The sequence below is a fragment of the Mucilaginibacter sp. P25 genome (assembly GCF_050859465.1).
Taxonomy (GTDB): domain Bacteria; phylum Bacteroidota; class Bacteroidia; order Sphingobacteriales; family Sphingobacteriaceae; genus Mucilaginibacter; species Mucilaginibacter gossypii.
Genome location: NZ_CP193937.1, coordinates 5,496,752 through 5,518,120, shown reverse-complemented (window position 1 = coordinate 5,518,120; position 21,369 = coordinate 5,496,752). Strand labels below are relative to the sequence as shown.

Genomic DNA, 21,369 nt, shown 5'->3' with positions numbered 1-21,369 from the left:
ACATAGTTTGTTAGGGTAAGTGTACAATAAACCCGCGCCGCGCGTTTTACGCGGCCGGAAAAAGGAAACCTTGGCGATAATTATTTCATTGCCAGCAATGAATCTTTTGCCATTTTCCTTGGTTTAATGATCATGCCGTCACGTACGTTCTGCGCTCCCTGGTACAAGATCCTGTCGCCCGCTTTTAGACCGTCTTTTACTATATAATAGGTAGAAAAACGGGTTTGCGGCGAAAAGGCCTGCATGTGCAGTTTATTATCCTTATCAACTATGTACACGTAACTTTTATCCTGGATATCAAACACCGACTGCTGCGGCACCATGACTACGTTATTGGCTTTGGTAGATATGAAAAGCTTACCGGTAGCACCATGCCTCAATAGCTTGTTCGGATTAGGGAATTTTGCCCTGAAATTGATTGAGCCCGTTTTTTGCTCAATTTCAGCTTCTACCGTTTCTATTTCGCCCTGGTAGGGGAAGTCCAGGCCATCTGCTAATACCAGCTTAACCTTATCACTTGTTTGGCCCGGTGCTGATTCCTTTTTGCGGATATATTGCAGGTATTCATTTTCCGGAAAGCTAAAATAAGCGTACATGGAGCTGATATCCGACAGACTGGTAAGCAATGTGCCTTCATCAATCAAACTGCCCGATTTAAGCGGGATCCTATCGATGATGCCATCAAACGGCGCATGGATGTAAGTGTAAGCCAGTTGGTCTTCGGCGCTTTGTACCATAGAGCGTGCTTCTTCAATGGTTGCCCGATCTGCGCTCATTTTTGATTCGGCAACTTCCAGTTCAGACTTGGATATTACTTTCTTGTCAACCAGTAGTTTAACCCTTGCTACCTCAAGTTCGGTTGCTTTGGCAGCGGCCACGGCATTACTTAACGCGGCTTTAGCTTTTGACAGGTTTACTTTAAATTCCTGGTCGTTAAGTTTAAATAAAAGCTGGCCTTTTTTAACCTGCTTTCCCTCATCGATATATATTTTTTCGAGGAAGCCGCGAACGCGTGAACGGATCTCGATATTTTTTTGTGCCTGGATATCGGCAACGTATGATTTTTGAAGAACGGTATCCTGCGTATTTAACGTAAGTACAGGCAGCTGAAGCGTATCGGAAGCGGCAGCTTCGTTATTGGTTTTGGCTTTGGTTGAGCAACCCGTGACAAGTATGCCGGCGGCCATGGCCAGCAAGGGTATATAAATGATGATCCTTTTCATTTTTTTCCGGATAGATTATAGGCATAGCAGTGCTAATCACGTACTGTTAGCCAATGTTAAAATTTGATTTATAAAAACATGGATTTGCCGCAAAGGGCATCTGAAACGGAAAAGGGATCAGAACGGGCTGAGCCTGAAAAGGAAATTGTAATATGCAGGCAAAAAGCCTTTGATGGATTTATTCTGGTTTTGTCGTTTTTCGACTAATGATATAATATCGGCAAGTGAGGCCTGCTGACCAGGCATTAGTGCCGATGAATAATTTACCCGACTGGGTAAAAAGCGTATGATGGTACGGTTATGATGAGCTTCGTTAGTATCCGAATCGGGTGAATCGTCCTGAACCTCCTGCTGCTGAATTTGACCGATGATCCTTTGATGGGTACGGGAAATTAAATCGGCAGCCTGGCCGGATTTTTTGTAATGGGTTAAAATTGATTCGGCGTTAGCAGGGGCTACAGCTATTGCAAGCTGGAAAAAAATAATGCGAAGAATATTTTTTTTATTGTCGGCGCCATGATTGCGAAAATACTAAAATATTTGAAGCTATCGAAATAGGTTTGTATTTTTTTTGATATAAAATGACTTTATTTTTATTTTTTGTTGCTGTTTTTTAGGATTTTATCTTTTTATAACTCAATTTTTACTTCGGTAGTTTTTATTTAATGATTTCATAACAGCAAAAACGGTTATTTGTTCATGCTTACTTAATACTACCTAGTAATATAACTTGCAAGCTTTACTCAACGAATAATTGTATTTTAGCTACATGCTGCATCACGTTATTATTCAATGTGCCTGCCTGTTGGTAGTTATCCTTTTTGTGGTAATGCTTGGGCAAAAAATCAAAATAGCTTATCCCATACTATTGGTTTTAGTCGGTTTACCTCTTGGTTTTGTTCCTTTTCTGAAAGGTATCGAAATACAGCCCGATCTGATCTTTGTTATTTTTCTACCGCCTTTGTTGTATGAATCGGCGTGGAACACTTCCTGGAAGGATTTCTGGAAATGGCGCAGGGTGATCTCCAGCTTTGCATTTTTGATCGTTATTTTAACGTCATGTTTAATCGCGGTTGTGTCAAACAGCCTGATAGCGGGTTTTACCCTGCCCCTGGGTTTTTTGCTCGGGGGGATAATTTCCCCACCCGACGCGGTGTCGGCAAGTACTATCCTGAAAAATATAAAAGTGCCTAAGCGGTTTATTGCTATTGTTGAGGGTGAAAGCTTATTGAACGATGCATCAAGTTTAGTAATATTCAGGTTTGCGCTTGCCGCGGTGGTTACCGGGAAATTTGCATTAGGACAAGCCACGCTAAGTTTTGTACTGGTGATTGTAATGGGTATCGTTATAGGATTGGCAGTAGGTTTGGTTTTTACACCATACACCGATGGTTGCCAACTACGGCCAATATTGATATTATCCTTACGTTTATTACACCGTATGCTATGTATATGGCAGCCGAAGAGTTCCACTTTTCGGGAGTGCTGGCTGTAGTAAGCGGCGGGTTGTTCCTGTCGTCACAACGGCACGTGATATTAAGTTACCGCAGCCGGTTGCAGGGAGTTAATGTTTGGGAAACAGTAGCTTTTGTTTTAAACGGGTTTGTGTTTATCCTGATAGGATTAGAGTTTCCGGTAATTATCAAGGCGCTTGGGCCCGAAGGCCTGAAACCGGCGATAAATTATAGCCTCATTATAACCGGTGTACTGATACTGGCCCGTTTAGCCAGTACTTTTGGGGCCTCTGTATTTACCGTATTCATTAGCCGTTACATCACTACAGCCGATCCGAGCCCGGGCTGGAAGGGGCCGTTATTGCTGGGCTGGGCAGGTATGCGGGGCGTGGTTTCACTTGCCGCTGCCTTGAGTATCCCCGAACTTTTGCCGTCGGGCGCCGCCTTTCCTCAACGCAACCTCATCTTGTTTATCACATTCGTGGTGATCATGTTTACCCTGGTGGTTCAGGGCCTTACGTTGCCCTTATTGGTGAGGTTTGTAAATATGCCCGATCGTGATTACATAGGTTCGCACGAGCAGCAAAAGCAATTAGTCAGGAAAAAGTTATCGAAGTTGGCATTACAAATACTTGAAGATAAATATGCGGACAGATTAGACGGTAACGATATGATCAAGGCATTTAGGTTAAGATTGAGTGCTGATATGGAACTGCTGAAAGACTGGGAAAAAGATGGCAGTGAACAACGCGCCGATAATTTTTATCATGACTACCGCGTAATTTTAAATGATGTAATGGATCAGCAGCGGGCCTTGTTACTTACACTGAATAAAAAAGAAAACATCAGCGATGATATTGTAAAGCAGCAATTGGATCTGCTTGATTTGGAAGAAGAGAAATTAAGGCAGCATTTTGAGGTGGTGTAGCCTATTATTTCTTTCATGCATAATGGCTACTTTTGCCGCTCTATATACATCAAACTATAATGAACTGGGATCAACTGTTATCGGCAAAACGCTGGGGTTACGAAGATAAATATATTGCAAACCATATCGATGCACGATCGGAGTTTCAGCGGGATTACGACCGGATAATTTTTTCATCACCCTTCAGGAGGTTGCAAAACAAAACCCAGGTATTCCCTTTACCCGGAAGCATTTTTGTACATAACCGGCTTACCCATAGTTTGGAGGTAGCCAGTGTGGGCCGCTCGTTAGGGCGGATGCATTTTAACAGGATGCTTAAAGAAGATCCGGATGTAGAAAAGAAATATCCGCTTATCAGTGAGATCGGTAATATGGTGGCTGCAGCCTGTTTAGCCCATGATTTGGGTAATCCCGCCTTTGGCCATTCAGGCGAATCAGCCATTTCACATTATTTTGCAGAAGGAGCAGGTAAGGATTATAAAGACACTGTTACTGCGCAGCAATGGGAAGATCTCACTCATTTTGAAGGCAACGCCAATGCCCTGAGATTATTGACGCATCCGTTTGCCGGTAAAGGCCGGGGAGTTTGGCATTAACTTATTCAACCATCGCTTCTATTGCAAAATACCCGTGTTCATCTGTCGCCGGGCATAAAAAGGGTATCATCTACCGAAAGAAATATGGTTTCTTTGCTTCCGAGCAACAGGACTTTGAAAAGATAGCCAATGATTTGGGTTTGATCAGGGTAGAGGACGATGAACTTATTTACAAAAGGCATCCATTAGTATACCTTGTTGAGGCGGCTGATGATATTTGCTACAATGTCGTTGATCTGGAAGATGCCCATCGCCTTAAAATACTCTCCTATGAGGAAGTGAAAGCATTGCTAATGCCATTGTGTACTATTCCCAGGATGGAAGAGCGACTGGAAGAGTTTGATGATACAGACGCCAAAGTTGGCTATTTGAGGGCAATAGCAATAAATACCCTGGTAAATCAATGTTCAAATCTGTTTTACGACAAACAGGAAGAGATCATGAATGGTGATTTTAATTCGGCACTGATGGATGCAATTGAAGAACCACTCCGGTCTGCCATGAAAGCGATCGAAAAGGTTTCTGTAAAAAAGATCTACAACTATAGCCCGGTAGTGCAAAAGGAAGTTGCCGGTTATAAGGTAATGGGTGGTTTATTGGAAGAGTTTGTCCCTGCTTATTTAAAAAATAATTCAAAATACCACGAGAAACTGATCGAACTGATCCCTAAACAGTTTTTAACCAAAGCCAACGACGATTATTCAAAGATCCAGACCGTTCTTGACTTTGTTTCGGGCATGACCGATCTGTATGCGGTTGAGTTGTTCAGAAAAATCAAGGGGATTTCGTTCCCGTCGATGAGCTGATATACACGAATGCCCGGACGAGGCGTAATAATTCGTGCAAATAATAGTTATTATTGCTTACTATGCCGAAAGAGATCCGACCTGTACAGATGCATACTATGGAGCAATTGCTTGCTCCGCTTGGTGTTACCAATCAGTATAAAGGCCTGCATATTATGTCGTTTAATCCGGGGGATATTGAGGTGCCTATTTTGCACCCCTTCCGGTCAGACCATTTTTTTAACGCTTGTTCATGAAGGTGAGTTATCAATTAATGCCAACCTTTTGGAGTATAACTTAAAAAAGAACAATATCCTGATGGTAGCTCCCAATACCGTTCGCCAGTTTCTGAATGTTTCGCCAGATTGCAGGCTTACCTCGATCATATTTACCTCGGCTTATCTATCTGCTACCAGTATCCACACAAAAAATGTAGAAGCGTTTGATTTTTTATCATCGCAGGTAAATCCGTTACTGGTTATTGATCAGGAGCCGGCCGATAACCTTATATCAATTATGAAAATCCTTGAAAGTAAAATGGATAATCGTAATGATCTGGCATTCCAGGATGAAGTTGTGCTAAGCATTTTTACCGGTTTTATTTATGAGATAGGCGCGCTATATCAAAAGCAACAAAAAATAGCGGAAGTAAAGGGTACACGAAAGGAGGAACTGACTTTTCGGTTTCTAAAAATCCTTCCGCAGCATTTTAAGGAAGAAAGAAGCGTACAGGCTTATGCTGCCATGCTTAATATCACCCCTAAATACCTTTCGCAAACTGTAAAGGAAATAACCGGCAAAACCGCGGGCGAGTTCATTGACGAGATTGTGATCCTGGAAGCTAAAGTCGCCCTTAACGACCCCTCGTTAACCATAGCCCAGATTGCTACCTATCTCAACTTTGCCGATCAGTTCTTTTTTAGCAAGTTTTTCAAAAAACAATGCGGTACCAGTCCCAGTAAATACCGTCAAACGCCCTGATAATAAACGATTGTCATTTCGAACGAGCCTTGGGTGGGATCGTGCACCGGCGGTGAGGAGAAATCTTCTACGAGCGTCGCTGCGGTTATACATGGCGGATAAGATTTCTCCTCGCGCCCGGCTTTTCCCTGCGCTGGCTCGTTCGAAATGACATTTTTTTACATGAAAACTTGTGGGCACATTGTAGCTCTCCGGAGGAGTTCTCTTCGCCCAATCTCAAAGATCCATCAAATAATCCTTGCTGTTATACTTTTAATTGCAAATGATAAGTATCGTTGCAACGCTGTAATTATTATTACCATTCCATTACAATGTTTTTAGTGAAAACGACTTTTTGACATATTGCGCCATCCTTTAAACATTCTGCAAAAACGATAATTGAGCCACTTTTGCCCTGTCATCAGTTGTTGATGCAGCCGGGCGTAATAGTGTGCCCGGTTAAACGCCAGGTTTGTTTATGCCGATAAGGGACACAGGTGCCGAACAATTAATTAAGGACACCGCTAAAAACATTTTTTTGCTGAGGGCCGGCTCCATGCCAATACCCAGGATATCGCCGACGCGGCCGGTGTAAGCCGCACCTTGTTAAATTACTATTTCCGCACTAAGGACGTTTTAATTGAACAGGTGTTTAAGGAAGCAATGCTTGCTTTAACAACCCGTCTCGACGCTGTTATGGCATCTGACATGCCATTTAAAAGCAAGGTTGAAAGCTTTATAGAATTGTTTTTAACTGAGGCCAACAATTATCCTTACCAGGAAACTTTCCTGATCACCGAGATCAATTCAAACATCTGTAAGTACACAAACGAGGCCAGGCCGCACCATATCAATAAGTTCATGGAGCAGATCAGCGCCGAAATGGAGGCAGGTAATATTGAACAGATGGACCCCATGCATTTTGTGCTGAACCTGTTTTCGCTGATGTCATACCCGCTTATCATGGGGCCAATATATAAAAAGGCGTTTAACCTGAGCAATGAAAGTTATACCTGCCTCATTAATGAGCGAAAGAAGATGATCTGTAAAATGATTTTCCAGTAAAAAATTTATCCGGTGATTAACGCAATCGTCAAACAAAATAATTTAACACACATCACAATGTCTTCAATATCAATTCACTCTAATAACTACAAGTTAATATTTATGAAAAATACAGTTCAACTGCTAACTGGCTTTGGGGCCGCCTTAATTCTACTGTCGTCATGCGGCGGCAGCCAAAACCAGGGCGGTGCCATGGCTGCGGGAGCTCCCCAGCCACCGCAAAGCTACCCGGTTTTTAAGATTAGTTTACATGACGCTACGCTGAACAACGAATATCCTGCCACGCTTCAGGGGCAGCAAAATATAGAGATCCGTCCTAAAGTTGATGGTTATGTTGATAAGATCTACATTGACGAGGGCAGTGTTGTAAAAAAGGGCCAGCTGCTTTTTAAGCTCAGCGCGCCGCAATACGCCCAGGACGTAAACACCGCGACCGCGGCCATAGCCAGTGCCGAAGCTGATGTAAGCGCTGCTCAACTGCAGGTTAACAAAACCAGGCCGTTGGTTGAAAAAGATATCATCAGCCATTATGAGCTTGAATCGGCCGAGTACACGTTAAAAGCCCGCAAGGCCACCCTTGCCCAGGCAAAAGCCAGTTTAGCAAACGCCAAAACCAATTTAGGTTATACGGTAATAACCAGCCCGGTTGATGGCGTGGTAGGGGCCATCCCTTATAAATTAGGTAGCCTCATCACCGGTTCAACAGCGCAGCCATTAACAACAGTATCCAATATTGGTAAAGTGTATGCCTACTTCGCGCTGAATGAAAAGCAGCTGCTTGATTTTTCGAGAACGGTAAAAGGAAAAACCATGAATGAAAAGCTGGCTAACACGCCGCCTGTTTCACTGGTATTGCCGGATGGCAGCACCTATGCCGAAAAAGGTAAAGTGGAAACCATCAGCGGTTTAATTAATACCGAAACCGGATCGGCAAGTTACCGGGCCGCATTCCCAAACCCTGTTGGCCTGATCCGCAGCGGCGGAAGTGCTACTATACAGATCCCCCAGACTGTAAAAGATGCCGTGCTGATCCCTCAAAAGGCCGCTTATGAGCTGCAGGGAAAGCATTTTGTTTACGTGGTTGACGGCAAAGGAGCGGTTAAAAATACAGAAGTGAGCGTTATGGACCTCACCACAGGCCAATATTATGTAGTTACCGAAGGCCTTAAAGCAGGTGATACCATTGTTACCGATGGCGCAGGCAGTTTAAAAGACGGTATGGTTATCAAACCGGAAGTACAGGAGAACGCCGTGGTATATAAAGATCTAAAATAATTTTCACAACACCAGCCGGATTCCTTTTTACCCGGCATCAACATAAACAATATGTTACGTACATTCATTGAACGACCAGTACTATCTACCGTAATATCGGTAATTATAGTCATACTGGGTATCCTGGGCCTTACAACCTTGCCCATATCAGAATACCCCGATATAGCACCGCCTACCGTGCAGGTATCCGCATCATACCAGGGCGCTAATGCCGAAGTGGTAATGAAAAGTGTTATCGTACCGCTCGAAGAGCAAATTAACGCCGTGGAGAACATGACCTACATGACCTCTACTGCAAGTAATGACGGCAGCGCTGTTATCACTGTTTATTTTAAACAAGGTACCGACCCCGACCTGGCGGCGGTAAACGTGCAGAACAGGGTGTCAAAAGCCACCAGTTTATTACCGGCCGAAGTTACAAAGGCGGGTGTTACCACCAGTAAACGGCAAAGCAGTATGGTGGTGGTATTTTCCCTGTCGAGCGATAATAAAAGCTACGACGAGAAATTTTTGCAGAACTATGCCAACATTAACGTGCTGCCGCAGATCAAGCGTATCAGCGGTGTAGGTGACGCGTCATCATTTGGCATACAGGATTATTCCATGCGTATTTGGTTAAAGCCCGATGTAATGGCCACCTACGGCCTTGTACCAGATGATGTGAACAGCGCCCTGGCCGAGCAGAACATTGAAGCAGCGCCGGGTAAAGTAGGAGAGAACGATAATCAGTCATTCCAGTATGTATTGAAATATAAAGGCAGGCTTACCAGTGTGCCCGAGTTTGAAAACATCGTGATCCGCTCATCAACCAAGGGGCAGCTGTTGCGCCTGAAAGATATAGCGCGGGTTGAGCTTGGCGCGCAAAGTTACGCCAATGCTACTACCATGAATGGCAAACCTGCAGTAGCTATAGCCATTTATCAAACTGCTGGTTCAAACGCGCATGAGTTAATTAAAAACTGCGAGCAGACTATTGAGGCCGCGTCGAAAACGTTCCCCGCTGGCATTAGTTATACTTCCCTTTTTAGTGTTAATGACTTTTTAGATGCCTCGATAGAAAAAGTTGTGCACACCCTGATTGAAGCATTTGTACTGGTGTTTATCGTGGTGTTCGTATTCCTTCAGGATTTCCGTTCCACGCTGATCCCGGCTATCGCGGTGCCTGTGGCTATTGTGGGTACTTTTTTCTTTCTGCAACTGTTTGGTTTTACCATTAACCTGCTTACGCTATTTGCCATGGTGCTGGCCATTGGTATTGTGGTGGATGATGCCATTGTGGTGGTTGAGGCCGTACACGCTAAGCTTGATCATGGGGCTAAATCGGCAAAAGCGGCTACAATCAGCGCCATGAATGACATCAGCGGCGCTATAGTATCCATCACTTTGGTAATGGCTGCCGTGTTTATCCCGGTAACATTCATTACCGGTTCAACCGGGGTGTTTTATAAACAGTTTGGTTTAACGCTTGCTGTCGCGATTTTTATATCTGCAGTAAACGCTTTAACATTAAGCCCGGCATTGTGCGCGCTGTTATTGAAACCGCATCCCGAAGGCGAGCATCATAAAACAGGCCTGTTACAAAGATTTTATACAGCCTTTAATACCAGTTTTGATACAATTACCCGCAAATACAAAAAATCTGTAAGCTTTCTTGCGGCCAAAAAATGGCTCTCGATTGCCGGTATTGCGGTTTTTGGGTTGATATTTTGGTTCCTGCTAAAAACAACGCCATCGGGCTTTGTGCCTAATGAAGATCAGGGTTTTATTATTGGCGATATCTCATTGCCGCCTGCCGCGTCACTGGAGCGTACTACCGAGGTTATCGACAAGGTATCAGGTATGGTAAGGTCCCTGCCCGAAGTGGAGTCGACTATCAGGGTTGCCGGCCAGGGCATACTGAGCGGCGCGGGTGGTTCATATGGCTTAATCATGGTTAAGCTGAAACCCTGGGACAAACGCACGGCCAAAGGGTCTGATGTGAACACCGTTATCGGCAAACTATTTGGCATGACAGCCGGAATTAAAGGTGCTACCGTCCTGTTCTTTGCCCCGCCAACTTTGCAGGGCTTTGGTAACAGCAGCGGTTTCGAGTTCCAGGTGCAGGACAAAACCGGCGGCGATATTGTGAAATTTGCCGAAATAAACGGCAAGTTCCTGGGCGCATTAAACCAGCGTCCCGAAATTCAATATGCGTCTACGTTTTTTAACACCAACTTCCCGCAGTTTTTGGTTGATGTCAATGTGGCTAAATGTAAGGATGCCGGTATTACTGTAAATTCGGTATTAAGCGCTTTACAGGGATATTTTGGCGGTGTTTATGCCTCCAACTTCAATGAGTTTGGCAAGCAATACCGTGTAATGATCCAGGCAGATGCCGCTTACAGGGGTACCACCGGCAGCCTGAACAATATGTATGTACGCAATGCCAATAATACCATGGCGCCTATATCTGAGTTTGTTACGTTGAAAAAGGTTTACGGCCCTGAATCAGTTAACCGTTTTAACCTGTTTACTTCTATTTCGGTAAACGGTGCTCCGAAACCGGGCTTCAGCACGGGCGATGCCATTAAAGCCATTCAGGAAGTAGGCGCAAAAACATTGCCTGCCGGTTATGGGTTCGAGTTTTCGGGCCTTACGCGCGAGGAGATTGCCAGCGGCAGCCAAACTATTTTTATTTTCCTGCTGTGTTTGGTGTTTGTATACTTCTTATTAAGTGCGCAGTACGAGAGCTATATCCTGCCATTTGCTGTATTACTGTCACTGCCTATAGGTTTGGCCGGCGCGTTCATTTTCGCTAAGATCTTCGGCATTCAAAATAATATTTATTTGCAGATCACCCTTATCATGCTCATCGGTCTGTTAGCCAAAAATGCCATTCTGATAGTTGAGTTTGCGGTAGCCCGCAGGCGAAACGGCGAAAGCATTGTGCAGGCCGCTATTGATGGCTCGGTTGCCCGTTTAAGGCCTATTTTGATGACCTCTTTCGCATTTATACTGGGCTTAGTCCCGCTAATGATTGCATCAGGAGCAGGTGCCGAAGGTAACCGCTCAATAGGTACAGGCGCTGTAGGCGGGATGCTGATCGGTACCATATTCGGTGTGTTTGTGATCCCGGTACTGTTCATCATCTTCCAATCACTCCAGGAACGCGTAAGCGGTAAACCTGTTGGAAAAGAAATAGAGATTGAGACCGAAACGGTAGCCTCAGAGCAAAATTTTTAAAACGATAAATAAGCAAAAAAATGATCCATTCATATAAACGGCAAATACTGGCTACGCTGGCAGCAACCGCGGTACTTGCCTCATGTGTTACAAAAAAATACCAGCAGCCGGTAGTAAATACCGATAAGTTGTATCGCGATACCACTATCAGCGATACCACATCAATGGCCAGCATGCCGGTAAGCCAGCTATTTTCTGATACCGTACTGGTAAACCTGATCCAGGAGGGGCTGCGTGAAAACCTCGATTTAAAAACTGCCGTACAGCGCATTAATGAGGCCCAGGCAACATTTAACCAAAGCAAGGCGGCATATCTGCCAAGCCTGGAAGGGAGCGGAACTGTTACAAGAGCAAAGACATCAGCAGCAAGCTTAAATTTTCCGCCTGAGTTTGCCAACTCGTTCAACCTGAAAACAACCACCTACCAGGCAGCGTTAAGTACCAGTTGGGAGGCCGATATCTGGGGTAAATTAAGCAGTTCGAAAAGAGCGGCGCTGGCGTCATTGCTGCAAAGTGACGCTGCTAAAAGAGCGGTTCAAACCCAGCTCATAGCCGATATAGCAAACGCTTATTATAACCTGCTGGCGCTTGATGAGCAATTGGCTATCACTCAGCAAACGCTTACCATACGGGTAAAAGATGTAGAGACCGTAAAAGCCCTGAAGGAAGGTGCTGTGGTAAACGGCGCGGCCGTTGTACAAAGCGAAGCTAACCGCTATGCCGCCGAGGTTACCATACCCGATCTTAAACAAAGCATCCGCGAAGCCGAGAACGCATTAAGTATTTTACTGGCAAGAGCACCCGGTACTATCAAACGTACAACGCTAAGCGAACAGAAACCTGTGGCCGACCTGAAAACGGGCATCCCATCCCAGCTCTTAAAAAATCGCCCGGATGTGCAGGAAGCTGAGTTTGCCTTCAGGAGTGCGTTTGAGAATACCAACCTGGCACGTACTTATTTTTATCCGCAGCTTACCATTACCGGGCAGGCCGGTTTATCAACCCTGCAGTTGAAGAACTTTTTGATCATTCCATATTTTACAACTTTGTTGGCGGCATTACCCAGCCCATTTTTAACAAAGGTCAAAACCGGGCGCGTTTAAGAACAGCGCAAGCCCAGCAACAGGAAGCTTATTATGCTTATCAAAAATCATTACTCACGGCGGGGCAGGAGGTAACCAATGCGTTGTTCTCCTACCAAAACGCCATTGAAAAACAAGGCTCAAGGGTTAAACAGTTGCAGGCGCTTGAAAAATCGGTTGATTATACCAAAGAGTTGCTGCGTTACAGCTCGGCAACTAACTATACCGATGTTTTAACTTCAGAACAAAACTTGCTTGCTGCCCAGTTAAGCGGCGTTAACGATCATTTGCAGGAATTGCAAGCCATAGTTAACCTTTACCGCGCTCTAGGGGGCGGTTGGAAATAGATGATATTGGCACCATGTTAATCATGAAGCCCGGTTTGCAATTGAGCTGCCGGGCTTCTTTTATAGTCGGTGGTGATTTTGACATATTTTGAAGTTGTTTAAACATTTATTATCTATGCCAACTAATTGATTTTTGTAAAGCCTGTTATCATACAATCATCTAAACCAAATTGATAATTTAATTATGGTTAATTATTTATTAATGAATAAATTAAAGTGAATTTTGCTTGTGATTGAGAGGTTAAAACATGGGAAGTAAAGAACGGATATTGCGGCAAAAGGATGATACCCGCCGAAAAATACTGGACGCTGCATTGGATATGATCAAGTGTGAGGGATGTGATGCGTTAAGTATGCGGAAACTTGCTGAGCATATCGAGTACACGGCTCCTGCTATTTACGAGTATTTTGAAAGCAAGGAAGCTTTGTATACCGAGCTTGCCCGCAAGGGGCACCTGAAGCTGGCAGCTATGGTAAAGCTGGCAAAAGAGGCACATACAGACGCCATTGAACAGATGGAGGCTATGTGGTTGGCTTACTGGAACTTTGCAATTGCCTATAAGGAGCTTTACCAGCTGATGTTTGCTGTTGGTACAGGTTGCAGCCCGGTAGAAAACCGGATAGCGGAAGCATTGGTTTTTCCGGCGATGGTTTCTGAAGTGATACGGGCGCTGTATGCACCCCGGGAGGTAAGTGAGGAGGAAGTTCAAAAAAATACTACACCTACTGGGCCGTAATTCATGGATTGATAGCCATTAACATGATCCAGCTCACGCGGGATGAAAAAATGAACCAGGAGATCCTGATTGGCGCTATCAGGGGGATCACCGCTTTGATAACTACCTAACGCTATGATTGAGAAGGAGCGGGTTTTAAATGGGAGTGAAGCGCTTTTTCTTGAAGCAGGGATAAAAAGCATTACCATGGATGATATTGCCCGGCATCTGGGGATCTCCAAAAAAACAATTTACCAGCATTTCAGGGACAAAAATGAACTTGTTACTGCTCTTGTAAAAAAGCGGCTGGCCGATGATGAGGCAATGCTTTGCTCAATTATTAGTGACACGGGTAATATGATGGATGAGATGGTTGAGCTCACCAAATGTACAGGGGAGATCTTTTCGAGGGTTAACCCTGCTGTTTTGTTCGATCTGCAAAAGTACCATCACGAAGGCTGGATGTTATACCTGAAATTTAAAACAGGCTTCATGGTCAATATCATTGAGAAGCTGTTAAAAAAGGTATCGATCAAGGGTATGTCCGTCCCGAAATTGATACCAGAATAATTGCCATTATGCGGGTTAACCAGATTGAACTTGGTTTTAACGCCTCCGTATATCCTCATGCCGAATTTAATTTATGGGATGTCCAGCTGCAGCTTTTAAACCATTTTAACTATGGCGTTTGTACGTTAAAAGGTATCGCCGTTTTAAATAATGCCGACTGATAGTTACCGTTGAGGCCTTATGGTCCGGATACCATTTTCGCCTGCAATAATTGCCCTGCCGGCCATTTGGTAAAATAAAGAGTGTTCAACAATACCCGGTATCATTTTAACCAGGGTATTTAATTTAACCGGTTCGGGCAGTTCAGTAAATTGTACATCGATCAGCATATTACCATTATCTGATATCAAAGCCCCATCTTTCTGTGTGCTCATACGTTGGGTAAGCGTAGCCTGGGGAAATAGGATTGCCAGTTTTGCCAGTACAATTTGTAAAGCCTGGGGTAATATCTCTATAACCAGCGGATATGTAGCGTTAAGTTGGGCTGAGAATTTTCCCTCATCGCCCAGCAAAATAAATTCATGCGCCATTGAGGCAAGGACCTTTTCGGTAGTATGGATCCCGCCGCCGCTTTTCAGGGCGTTTAGTTCGCTGTCAAACTGGTCGCAGCCATCAAAATAGATATCGAGTTTATTAAGCAAGGCAGGCGACTGAATGCGCAAACCGTATGTGCTTAGCAGTTGAGTTGTTTTGAATGATGATGAGGTAAATATTAAGGAAGCCGCAAGCTTACGATCCTGGGCTAACATATTAACCAAATGAGCTATGGTGCTCCCGGCTCCCAAACCAATAATTTGATTGGGGGTAATCAAGGTTAAAGCGGCTTTAGCTGCTTCCAGTTTATAATCCGTCATGGCGCTAAGATACAGCACCTGCCGCTAATAACCTTTGTTAATTTACTCTTTTAGTCGTCTATGCCCTCCCACAACTGACTATGTGCTGTTGATATGATATGCTTTTTCATGTTATTGTTTATTTAATGATTTTAACCTTCTTTAATAATGAAGACGAATCAAAACCGGGAACATTTTAAAACAGCATAAATTTTTTGTAATCTGTCAGGATGGTATTATCGCATATCAAAATACACCACGTAAGTGTTAAAACCTGGTTATAAAAACAGCGTTAGCAGATGTGACGCTAATTTTGCCCTCAGTATTTTTAAAGAATTGTTTACCTGCTTTCTAACAGTTAAGGGGCTTATCTCCAATATTTCGGCAATTTCGTTGTGCGACAGGTTTGAATCCCTGCTTAACTCAAATATCAGTTTCATTTTTGGAGGTAAAGAGCTTACTTCGGCCTTAATCAGGGCAATAAGTTCTTTATTTCTTAAATTTTCATCCGTTGTAGATTCGCAGGTTTCCTTAAAATTAATTAATGAGGTAATGTAATTGGCTTTTACTTTCTCGTGCTTAAAAACGTTTAAAACCTTGTTCCGTATAGCGGTACATAAATAAGCCTGCAAACTGCCTTTAATATCAATTGATGTTCTTTGGTCCCATAAATGGATAAAAAGCTCCTGTAAAATATCTTTAACAGTATCCCTGTCCGGCAATCTTTTATACGCATGCTGATATAACGCTCCGTAATAGCGCGAATGAATCGCCGTAAAAGCAGATATGTCATCTTGCCTTAACAGCGTTATCAAATCGTCGTCACTATATTTACCGTACAAAGCCATTAAAGTTTACATTGATTATAAATTTGCAAAGCGATATTTATTGATTGATGACCATTGAGGCCCGGGATAAACGAATCGCCTGAAACCGGGTTCCTGTTTATCTAATCGTATAATTGTTGTTACAAATTAAGAGGACTGGAGTGATTTTAAGCGCTAAAGTTCTACGCAACCGTTTGCGTTAATTTGGGCGAATCAGCTTTAACAAAAAGGTTCTTGCCCTCAATGCGAGCGCTATGTCGCTTTAATCCGCTGATTAAGAGCGCTATTTTTAACTGATTGGTAAAGATTTTACCGTCGGGGTAATTAATACAGGCTTTCAATAACAACACTTCGCGGTTATAAAACTCAAAAAACATATTTATGAGCCTTGTTACGATAAACAAACGTTTGCGTTGAACTTATTTTTGACAAATTCTTATGTCTGAAAGCATTAACGACACTATCCGGCAACTTGGAATAGCTAAACCAAAAGTCAGTTTTCAATAAGCTTTCTTACAGTAATAGGAGGTGATACCTTCCCCAACCTATCATCGGGTAAATTATTTTCAATTTTTTAATTTTTATCTACTCCCTCCCCCGGTAGTAGTTGTATATAGGGTAATAAGGATGATATATCCTTTAACGATTATGCAACCACAAGACATCGAAGATTTAATAGAACGGTATAACAGCGGCATGACTACTCCGGCAGAGAACGCTTTGGTTGAAAGCTGGTATTTAAAATACAAGCACGGCGATCCTTATTTGTCGCAGGAGCAATTGGAAGAAGATCAGAAAGAGAGCCTTGATAATCTGCTGAATGAAATACAGGGAAGGACAAAAAGGATACAATTATCGCGTTGGGCAATTGCTGCTTCAATACTTTTTTTATGGCTGTGGGGGGATACTTTTTTAGCATTAATAATAATTCCCGCCGGCAAATAGCTGCAGTTAAGCCTCAAAAACAGGATGTGGCCCCGGGCGGAAACAAAGCCATATTAACATTAGGCGATGGAAGCACTATCGTATTAAATGGTGCAAAGATTGGAAAACTCGCACGTCAGGATAACATCCTTATAAAAAAAGCCGCCGACGGCCAAATTAGTTATAGGGATGTTGTTGTGGACTTCCATCCGTCAAAGAACATTATATATAACACCGCTACTACGCCGCAAGGCGGGCAGTATCAATTTATTTTGGCCGATGGTACTAAAGTATGGTTAAACGCATCGTCATCAATAAAATACCCGGTAGTTTTTAATGGTAACGAACGCAGGGTAGAACTTACCGGCGAGGCCTATTTTGAAGTTGCACACAATGCCAAAAAGCCCTTCAAAGTTATTTCAAACGGGCAAACAGTGGAGGTATTAGGCACCCACTTCAATATCAATGCCTATAATGATGAGCAGGCTGTTAAAACTACCCTGCTCGAAGGCAGTGTAAAAGTATCGGCCGGGAAAGTGAGTAATATCATTAAACCTGGGCAGCAGGCAAGGTTTGACCACGGCCTGATCGATGTTATGAATGTAGATGCGGATGAAGTGGTGGCCTGGAAAAATGGATTTTTCTTTTTGAAGACAATAATATTCAGGAAGTAATGCGGCAGCTTTCGCGCTGGTATGGTGTTGAAATAAAATATGAAGGACAATTACCCTCACGAAGATTCTCGGGCGAAATTTCCAGGAACGTCAATCTTTCACAAATACTGGATATTCTGAGTTTTAAGCAAATACATTACAAAATAGATGGGAAAACAATTATTGTAATGAATTAACACCTGTAATTAACCAATTATTCACCTAAAAAGACGAGAACCCTATGGAAAAATAAATACACATCCGGCCTTCAAAATTTGGGCCCATCCCCACAAGGTTAACTCAAAAAAAACGCATCCCGAGGGCAATCGGAATGCGGTTAAATATTGAGTTAACCCTCCCCGCAAAACGGGAATATGTTTAGTGTCTCTAACTATCTGTTAACCCAACTCAACAAAAGTATGAAATTAAATGCTTTTTTAATGGCCATGCGTTGTCCGTGGCCGCGCAAAATGTTATTAGTTATGAAATTGACTACCTTGATCATGTTAGTTGCCCTTCTTGAATGTAGCGCAAAAGTGTATAGTCAAAAAATTAACCTGGATGAAACAAATTCCTCACTGAAAAAAGTACTTAACCAGATAAATAAACAAACAGGATATGTGTTTTTTTATGATTCAAAAGATGTACAAAATAAAAGTGTAACCATTCATCTGAAAGATGCCTCAATAGATGAGGCATTAAAGGAATGTCTTAAAAATCAGTCCTTAACTTATAAAAAGGTTAATAACAACATTGTTCTTCAGCAAATTGAAAAGACTGTTGATAATGTGGTTACCAGCTTAAATGTAAGCCCGGTTAAGATAAGCGGGCAGGTATTTGATAACAAAAATATACCGCTGGCCGGCGTGACTATTTCAGTAAAGGGAAGTCAAGCCATCACAATATCCGACGCCAGTGGTAAATTCAACATAGAGGTTCCGGATGGGAACGCAACACTTGTTTTTTCATTTGTTGGCTATGTGAAAAAAGAATTGCAGGTTACTCCCGGTACACCTATGCTGGTAAGGATGGAAGCCGATGTAAGCGGGCTCAGCGAAATAGTTGTGGTTGCCTATGGTACGCAGAAAAAGAAAACCTGACAGGTGCAATAGGTGTAATTAAATCATCTGCACTTGAAAACCGCCCTACATCTTCCCCAGCCAATTTGTTGCAAGGCCTGTCACCAGGCGTTACCGTTACTACGCAAGGTAGTTATCCTGGCGCAAGCGCTAATATTAAAATCAGGGAGTCCTCAACCTGGCAGGGCGGGACAGACCCGCTATACGTGATAGACGGTTTTGTAAGGGATGCAACAACATTTGCCACCATTAACCCGGCCGATATCGATAACATCAGTATCCTGAAAGATGCCGCGTCAACCGCGATTTATGGTATCAGGGGCGGTAACGGTGTTGTTTTGATTACAACAAAACATGGCGTAGCCAATAAAACCTTTATATCCTACAATGCATCATATACCATGAATAACCGTGAAATTACACCGCGGAGAATGAATGCTTTTGATGCTTATACTTTTGCCAATGAGGCATTTGCCCAAAAAGGTTTGCCGGCAAACGATCCAAGCTACTATACACCTGACGAGTTAGATTATTTCAAAACACATTCGTACGATTGGTTAAAAGATACCTGGCGTAATCCATGGAATACTTCACATAACTTAGCCGTAAGCGGTGGTTCGCAAGCAGCCAGGTACTATATCTCGGCAGGGTATTTCCAGCAGGAAGGGGCAACCTCAAATTCCTTCCGTAAATATAATTTAACAGCAAAAATAGATGGACAAATTTCTGAGCGATGGAGCTATAATTTAAATATCCAAAGCGAATGGAATAACGGCAGCCGTCCGTTCTGGGCCTATGATTATGGGGATTTCAATTTGTCGAACATGTACAACAGGCTGTTAATGGTAAATCCCGGCCGGCCCTCTTTTATTAATGGCCTTCCTGTTGGCAACTTTGATAACACCAATACCGCCAACCTGGCAAAGGGAAATGGTGGCTACACCAAGCCGTCGGGCAATAATATTACCCCGGTTTTTCAATTGAAATATGATATCCCAGGAATAACCGGACTATCGGCAAAGGGTACTTTCGCTTACAATACCACTAATAATTACACCAAAGCATGGCGTAATGCACCTTACATTTATTATTTCCAAACCGGTGGCGACCATAACCACATCGTTACCGATAAATTGGATTTAACACGATCAGGAGGCTATCAGATATTAGACCAGGCCCAGATTTCCGGAATTGGTGCACCTACCGAATTGCAGGAGTCATATTCGCAGTCATCTAATTACCAACTGGATTTGATGTTGAATTATGACCGATCTTTTGGCCTTCATAATATCAGCGCGTTTGCCGGCTATGAGCAATCGGCATACCGGGGCCATTATTCAACCATTTGGGATGACAATTACAGCAACCCTAACTATCAGCAAATTAACGGCGGATCAACCAATAGCACCGACTGGTATATCAGGGGCGATCAGAACCAGCCTACAGGCTTCGCTTCCTATTTTGGCAGGGTTGATTACAATTACGCCTCAAAATATTTGCTTGGCTTTACCATGAGGGCCGACGGTTCTTATATCTTTCCGTCAAATAAGCGTTGGGGATATTTTCCGGCCGTTTCAGCAGGCTGGAATATCGCCAATGAAAACTTCTTTGCAAATTATACTAAAGTCCTTGATGTTTTGAAGCTGCGTTTTTCTTACGGTATAACCGGTACAGATAATACAGCTCCATGGCAATGGCAACAAACCTACAACTTTAACGCAAACTCAGGTATTTATATAGGATCCGGGCTTCCGCCTTCAACAACGTTGGGTGCAACTATCAACCCCAATATCACATGGGAAAAAAATCATAACTACAACCTGGGTTTAGACTTTGGCATGCCAAAAAGAATCCTTACCGGAACTGTTGATTTATGGTACAAAAAAACCACCGATATTCTTGGTGCACGTGTAGCATCGGTCCCAAGTACGGTTGGAGCAAGCTTGCCTGCAGTTAATTATGGGATAGCATCGGCACGGGGTATTGAGCTATCTCTTAGCCACGAACGGCACATCAATGACTTTTTCTATCGCGTGTCTGGCAACTGGTCATATTCTGCCAACAAATATCTGAAGGTTGACCAGGCAGCGTCAGTTCGTGGTTACCAGAACCTGATAGGACAACCCATTAACGGGATTATATGGGGTTATGTATCCGATGGAATTATCAGAACACAGCAGGACGTGGATAATATTTTAAAAGCTAACGGCCCCAATTTTACCATATTTGGCAGCAAGCCACAGCCCGGGATGTTGATGTACAAGGACATCAGGGGCCCGCTGGGTACCGATTCGCCTGATGGGAAAATTGACGGGAACGACCAGCAGATCATTTCAAAAAACGGGATACCGCGTGTTAATTATGGCTTCAACTTCACATTTGGCTGGAAAGGACTTAACCTCACCGCTGTATTTGCTGGTTTGGGCCGTTACGACATTATGCCTACCGATGTTTACTACAGGCGGCCTTTACCTGGCAATGATAATTTAACCATCTGGAAAAATGCATGGACTCCGCAAACAGCCTCTACCGCTACCATGCCAAGTCCTATTATGACCGACTGGCAAGGCACAAGCAACAGCGAGGTGTCATCTACATTCTGGTTAAAAAATGGCGCTTTCCTGCGGTTAAAGTCCTTAATTGTTGACTATAGTTTGCCGGTAAGCTTGTTGTTGAAAATAAAAGTTAAAGCTGTGAAGGTTTATTTCAGCGGCGAAAACCTGTATCAATGGAACCATGTAACCGATTGGGACCCTGAACTGGGCGGCGACTTTAGAATGTACCCTGTATTAAGAGGGTTTACCTGCGGGCTTAATGTAACACTTTAAAC

At 43.3% G+C, this 21,369-nt stretch carries 18 protein-coding genes and 2 pseudogenes; 17 read left to right on the top strand and 3 right to left on the bottom strand.

Annotated features, from left to right (window positions below; genetic code table 11):
• Nucleotides 1-80: 80 nt before the first annotated feature.
• Nucleotides 81-1,223 carry an efflux RND transporter periplasmic adaptor subunit gene (locus ACRQ5D_RS27795; protein WP_091162713.1) on the bottom strand — a complete coding sequence of 381 codons (1,143 nt, stop codon included), beginning with the start codon at nt 1,221-1,223 and terminating at the stop codon, nt 81-83.
• Nucleotides 1,224-1,992: 769 nt separating this feature from the next.
• Here ACRQ5D_RS27795 and ACRQ5D_RS27790 point away from each other — a divergent pair.
• The 12 genes and pseudogenes from ACRQ5D_RS27790 to ACRQ5D_RS27735 all read left to right on the top strand — a co-directional run bounded on the left by ACRQ5D_RS27790 (nt 1,993) and on the right by ACRQ5D_RS27735 (nt 14,384).
• Nucleotides 1,993-3,605: pseudogene (locus ACRQ5D_RS27790) on the top strand (Na+/H+ antiporter).
• A gap of 59 nt (nt 3,606-3,664) precedes the next feature.
• Nucleotides 3,665-5,007, top strand: a pseudogene (locus ACRQ5D_RS27785) (deoxyguanosinetriphosphate triphosphohydrolase).
• A gap of 62 nt (nt 5,008-5,069) precedes the next feature.
• Entirely contained in the window at nt 5,070-5,243 is a 174-nt protein-coding gene (locus ACRQ5D_RS27780) for a hypothetical protein (protein WP_432327304.1), read from the top strand.
• 28 nt (nt 5,244-5,271) lie between these two features.
• Nucleotides 5,272-5,967, top strand: a complete 696-nt coding sequence (locus ACRQ5D_RS27775; RefSeq protein WP_431198495.1) for a helix-turn-helix domain-containing protein — start codon at nt 5,272-5,274, stop codon at nt 5,965-5,967.
• 552 nt (nt 5,968-6,519) lie between these two features.
• On the top strand, nt 6,520-7,011 hold the full coding sequence (locus ACRQ5D_RS27770) for a TetR/AcrR family transcriptional regulator (RefSeq protein ID WP_432329893.1): 492 nt from the start codon (nt 6,520-6,522) through the stop codon (nt 7,009-7,011).
• 102 nt (nt 7,012-7,113) lie between these two features.
• Complete coding sequence (locus tag ACRQ5D_RS27765; protein WP_091162717.1) at nt 7,114-8,286, top strand: efflux RND transporter periplasmic adaptor subunit; 1,173 nt, start codon at nt 7,114-7,116, stop codon at nt 8,284-8,286.
• A gap of 51 nt (nt 8,287-8,337) precedes the next feature.
• Nucleotides 8,338-11,508: an efflux RND transporter permease subunit gene (locus tag ACRQ5D_RS27760; RefSeq protein ID WP_091162718.1), complete on the top strand. Its 3,171-nt coding sequence runs from the start codon at nt 8,338-8,340 to the stop codon at nt 11,506-11,508.
• Between the two features lie 20 nt (nt 11,509-11,528).
• Nucleotides 11,529-12,611, top strand: coding sequence for a TolC family protein (locus ACRQ5D_RS27755; protein WP_432327301.1), 1,083 nt, complete (start codon nt 11,529-11,531; stop codon nt 12,609-12,611).
• Nucleotides 12,506-12,937, top strand: coding sequence for a TolC family protein (locus tag ACRQ5D_RS27750; protein ID WP_431200886.1), 432 nt, complete (start codon nt 12,506-12,508; stop codon nt 12,935-12,937). Before ACRQ5D_RS27755 ends, ACRQ5D_RS27750 begins: the two co-directional genes overlap by 106 nt.
• Before the next feature lie 248 nt (nt 12,938-13,185).
• The gene (locus tag ACRQ5D_RS27745) at nt 13,186-13,674 is read left to right on the top strand and encodes a TetR/AcrR family transcriptional regulator (RefSeq protein ID WP_432327299.1); all 489 of its coding nucleotides are present in this window, start codon (nt 13,186-13,188) and stop codon (nt 13,672-13,674) included.
• 114 nt (nt 13,675-13,788) lie between these two features.
• A complete protein-coding gene (locus ACRQ5D_RS27740) occupies nt 13,789-14,223 on the top strand; it encodes a TetR/AcrR family transcriptional regulator (RefSeq protein WP_432327298.1) in 435 nt (144 codons plus the stop codon).
• 8 nt (nt 14,224-14,231) lie between these two features.
• Nucleotides 14,232-14,384 carry a hypothetical protein gene (locus ACRQ5D_RS27735; RefSeq protein WP_432327297.1) on the top strand — a complete coding sequence of 51 codons (153 nt, stop codon included), beginning with the start codon at nt 14,232-14,234 and terminating at the stop codon, nt 14,382-14,384.
• Between the two features lie 3 nt (nt 14,385-14,387).
• On the opposite strand, the gene rpiA is transcribed toward ACRQ5D_RS27735, so the two are convergent.
• Both rpiA and ACRQ5D_RS27725 read right to left on the bottom strand, forming a co-directional pair.
• A complete protein-coding gene (gene rpiA / locus ACRQ5D_RS27730) occupies nt 14,388-15,077 on the bottom strand; it encodes a ribose 5-phosphate isomerase A (RefSeq protein ID WP_091162721.1) in 690 nt (229 codons plus the stop codon).
• Nucleotides 15,078-15,334: 257 nt separating this feature from the next.
• Complete coding sequence (locus ACRQ5D_RS27725; RefSeq protein ID WP_091162722.1) at nt 15,335-15,904, bottom strand: RNA polymerase sigma-70 factor; 570 nt, start codon at nt 15,902-15,904, stop codon at nt 15,335-15,337.
• Nucleotides 15,905-16,531: 627 nt separating this feature from the next.
• Here ACRQ5D_RS27725 and ACRQ5D_RS27720 point away from each other — a divergent pair.
• The 5 genes from ACRQ5D_RS27720 (at nt 16,532) to ACRQ5D_RS27700 (ending at nt 21,367) form a co-directional block, all read left to right on the top strand.
• Nucleotides 16,532-16,828 carry a hypothetical protein gene (locus ACRQ5D_RS27720; RefSeq protein WP_431198488.1) on the top strand — a complete coding sequence of 99 codons (297 nt, stop codon included), beginning with the start codon at nt 16,532-16,534 and terminating at the stop codon, nt 16,826-16,828.
• Between the two features lie 26 nt (nt 16,829-16,854).
• Entirely contained in the window at nt 16,855-17,481 is a 627-nt protein-coding gene (locus tag ACRQ5D_RS27715) for a FecR family protein (protein WP_432327294.1), read from the top strand.
• Nucleotides 17,481-17,657 carry a DUF4974 domain-containing protein gene (locus tag ACRQ5D_RS27710; protein ID WP_431198486.1) on the top strand — a complete coding sequence of 59 codons (177 nt, stop codon included), beginning with the start codon at nt 17,481-17,483 and terminating at the stop codon, nt 17,655-17,657. The genes ACRQ5D_RS27715 and ACRQ5D_RS27710 overlap by 1 nt, the downstream gene beginning before the upstream one ends.
• 306 nt (nt 17,658-17,963) lie before the next feature.
• Nucleotides 17,964-18,560, top strand: coding sequence for a carboxypeptidase-like regulatory domain-containing protein (locus ACRQ5D_RS27705; RefSeq protein ID WP_431198485.1), 597 nt, complete (start codon nt 17,964-17,966; stop codon nt 18,558-18,560).
• Nucleotides 18,452-21,367, top strand: coding sequence for a SusC/RagA family TonB-linked outer membrane protein (locus ACRQ5D_RS27700; protein ID WP_431200885.1), 2,916 nt, complete (start codon nt 18,452-18,454; stop codon nt 21,365-21,367). Before ACRQ5D_RS27705 ends, ACRQ5D_RS27700 begins: the two co-directional genes overlap by 109 nt.
• Nucleotides 21,368-21,369 lie beyond the last annotated feature (2 nt).

Bases quoted from the DNA above. Each gene is read 5' to 3' on its own strand.
- ACRQ5D_RS27795 (WP_091162713.1), bottom strand. From the start codon at position 1,223: ATGAAAAGGATCATCATTTATATACCCTTGCTGGCCATGGCCGCCGGC.
- ACRQ5D_RS27780 (WP_432327304.1), top strand. From the start codon at position 5,070: ATGCCGAAAGAGATCCGACCTGTACAGATGCATACTATGGAGCAATTG.
- ACRQ5D_RS27765 (WP_091162717.1), top strand. From the start codon at position 7,114: ATGAAAAATACAGTTCAACTGCTAACTGGCTTTGGGGCCGCCTTAATT.
- ACRQ5D_RS27760 (WP_091162718.1), top strand. From the start codon at position 8,338: ATGTTACGTACATTCATTGAACGACCAGTACTATCTACCGTAATATCG.
- ACRQ5D_RS27755 (WP_432327301.1), top strand. From the start codon at position 11,529: ATGATCCATTCATATAAACGGCAAATACTGGCTACGCTGGCAGCAACC.
- ACRQ5D_RS27745 (WP_432327299.1), top strand. From the start codon at position 13,186: ATGGGAAGTAAAGAACGGATATTGCGGCAAAAGGATGATACCCGCCGA.
- ACRQ5D_RS27740 (WP_432327298.1), top strand. From the start codon at position 13,789: ATGATTGAGAAGGAGCGGGTTTTAAATGGGAGTGAAGCGCTTTTTCTT.
- ACRQ5D_RS27735 (WP_432327297.1), top strand. From the start codon at position 14,232: ATGCGGGTTAACCAGATTGAACTTGGTTTTAACGCCTCCGTATATCCT.
- rpiA (WP_091162721.1), bottom strand. From the start codon at position 15,077: ATGACGGATTATAAACTGGAAGCAGCTAAAGCCGCTTTAACCTTGATT.
- ACRQ5D_RS27725 (WP_091162722.1), bottom strand. From the start codon at position 15,904: ATGGCTTTGTACGGTAAATATAGTGACGACGATTTGATAACGCTGTTA.
- ACRQ5D_RS27720 (WP_431198488.1), top strand. From the start codon at position 16,532: ATGCAACCACAAGACATCGAAGATTTAATAGAACGGTATAACAGCGGC.
- ACRQ5D_RS27710 (WP_431198486.1), top strand. From the start codon at position 17,481: ATGCGGCAGCTTTCGCGCTGGTATGGTGTTGAAATAAAATATGAAGGA.
- ACRQ5D_RS27705 (WP_431198485.1), top strand. From the start codon at position 17,964: ATGTTAGTTGCCCTTCTTGAATGTAGCGCAAAAGTGTATAGTCAAAAA.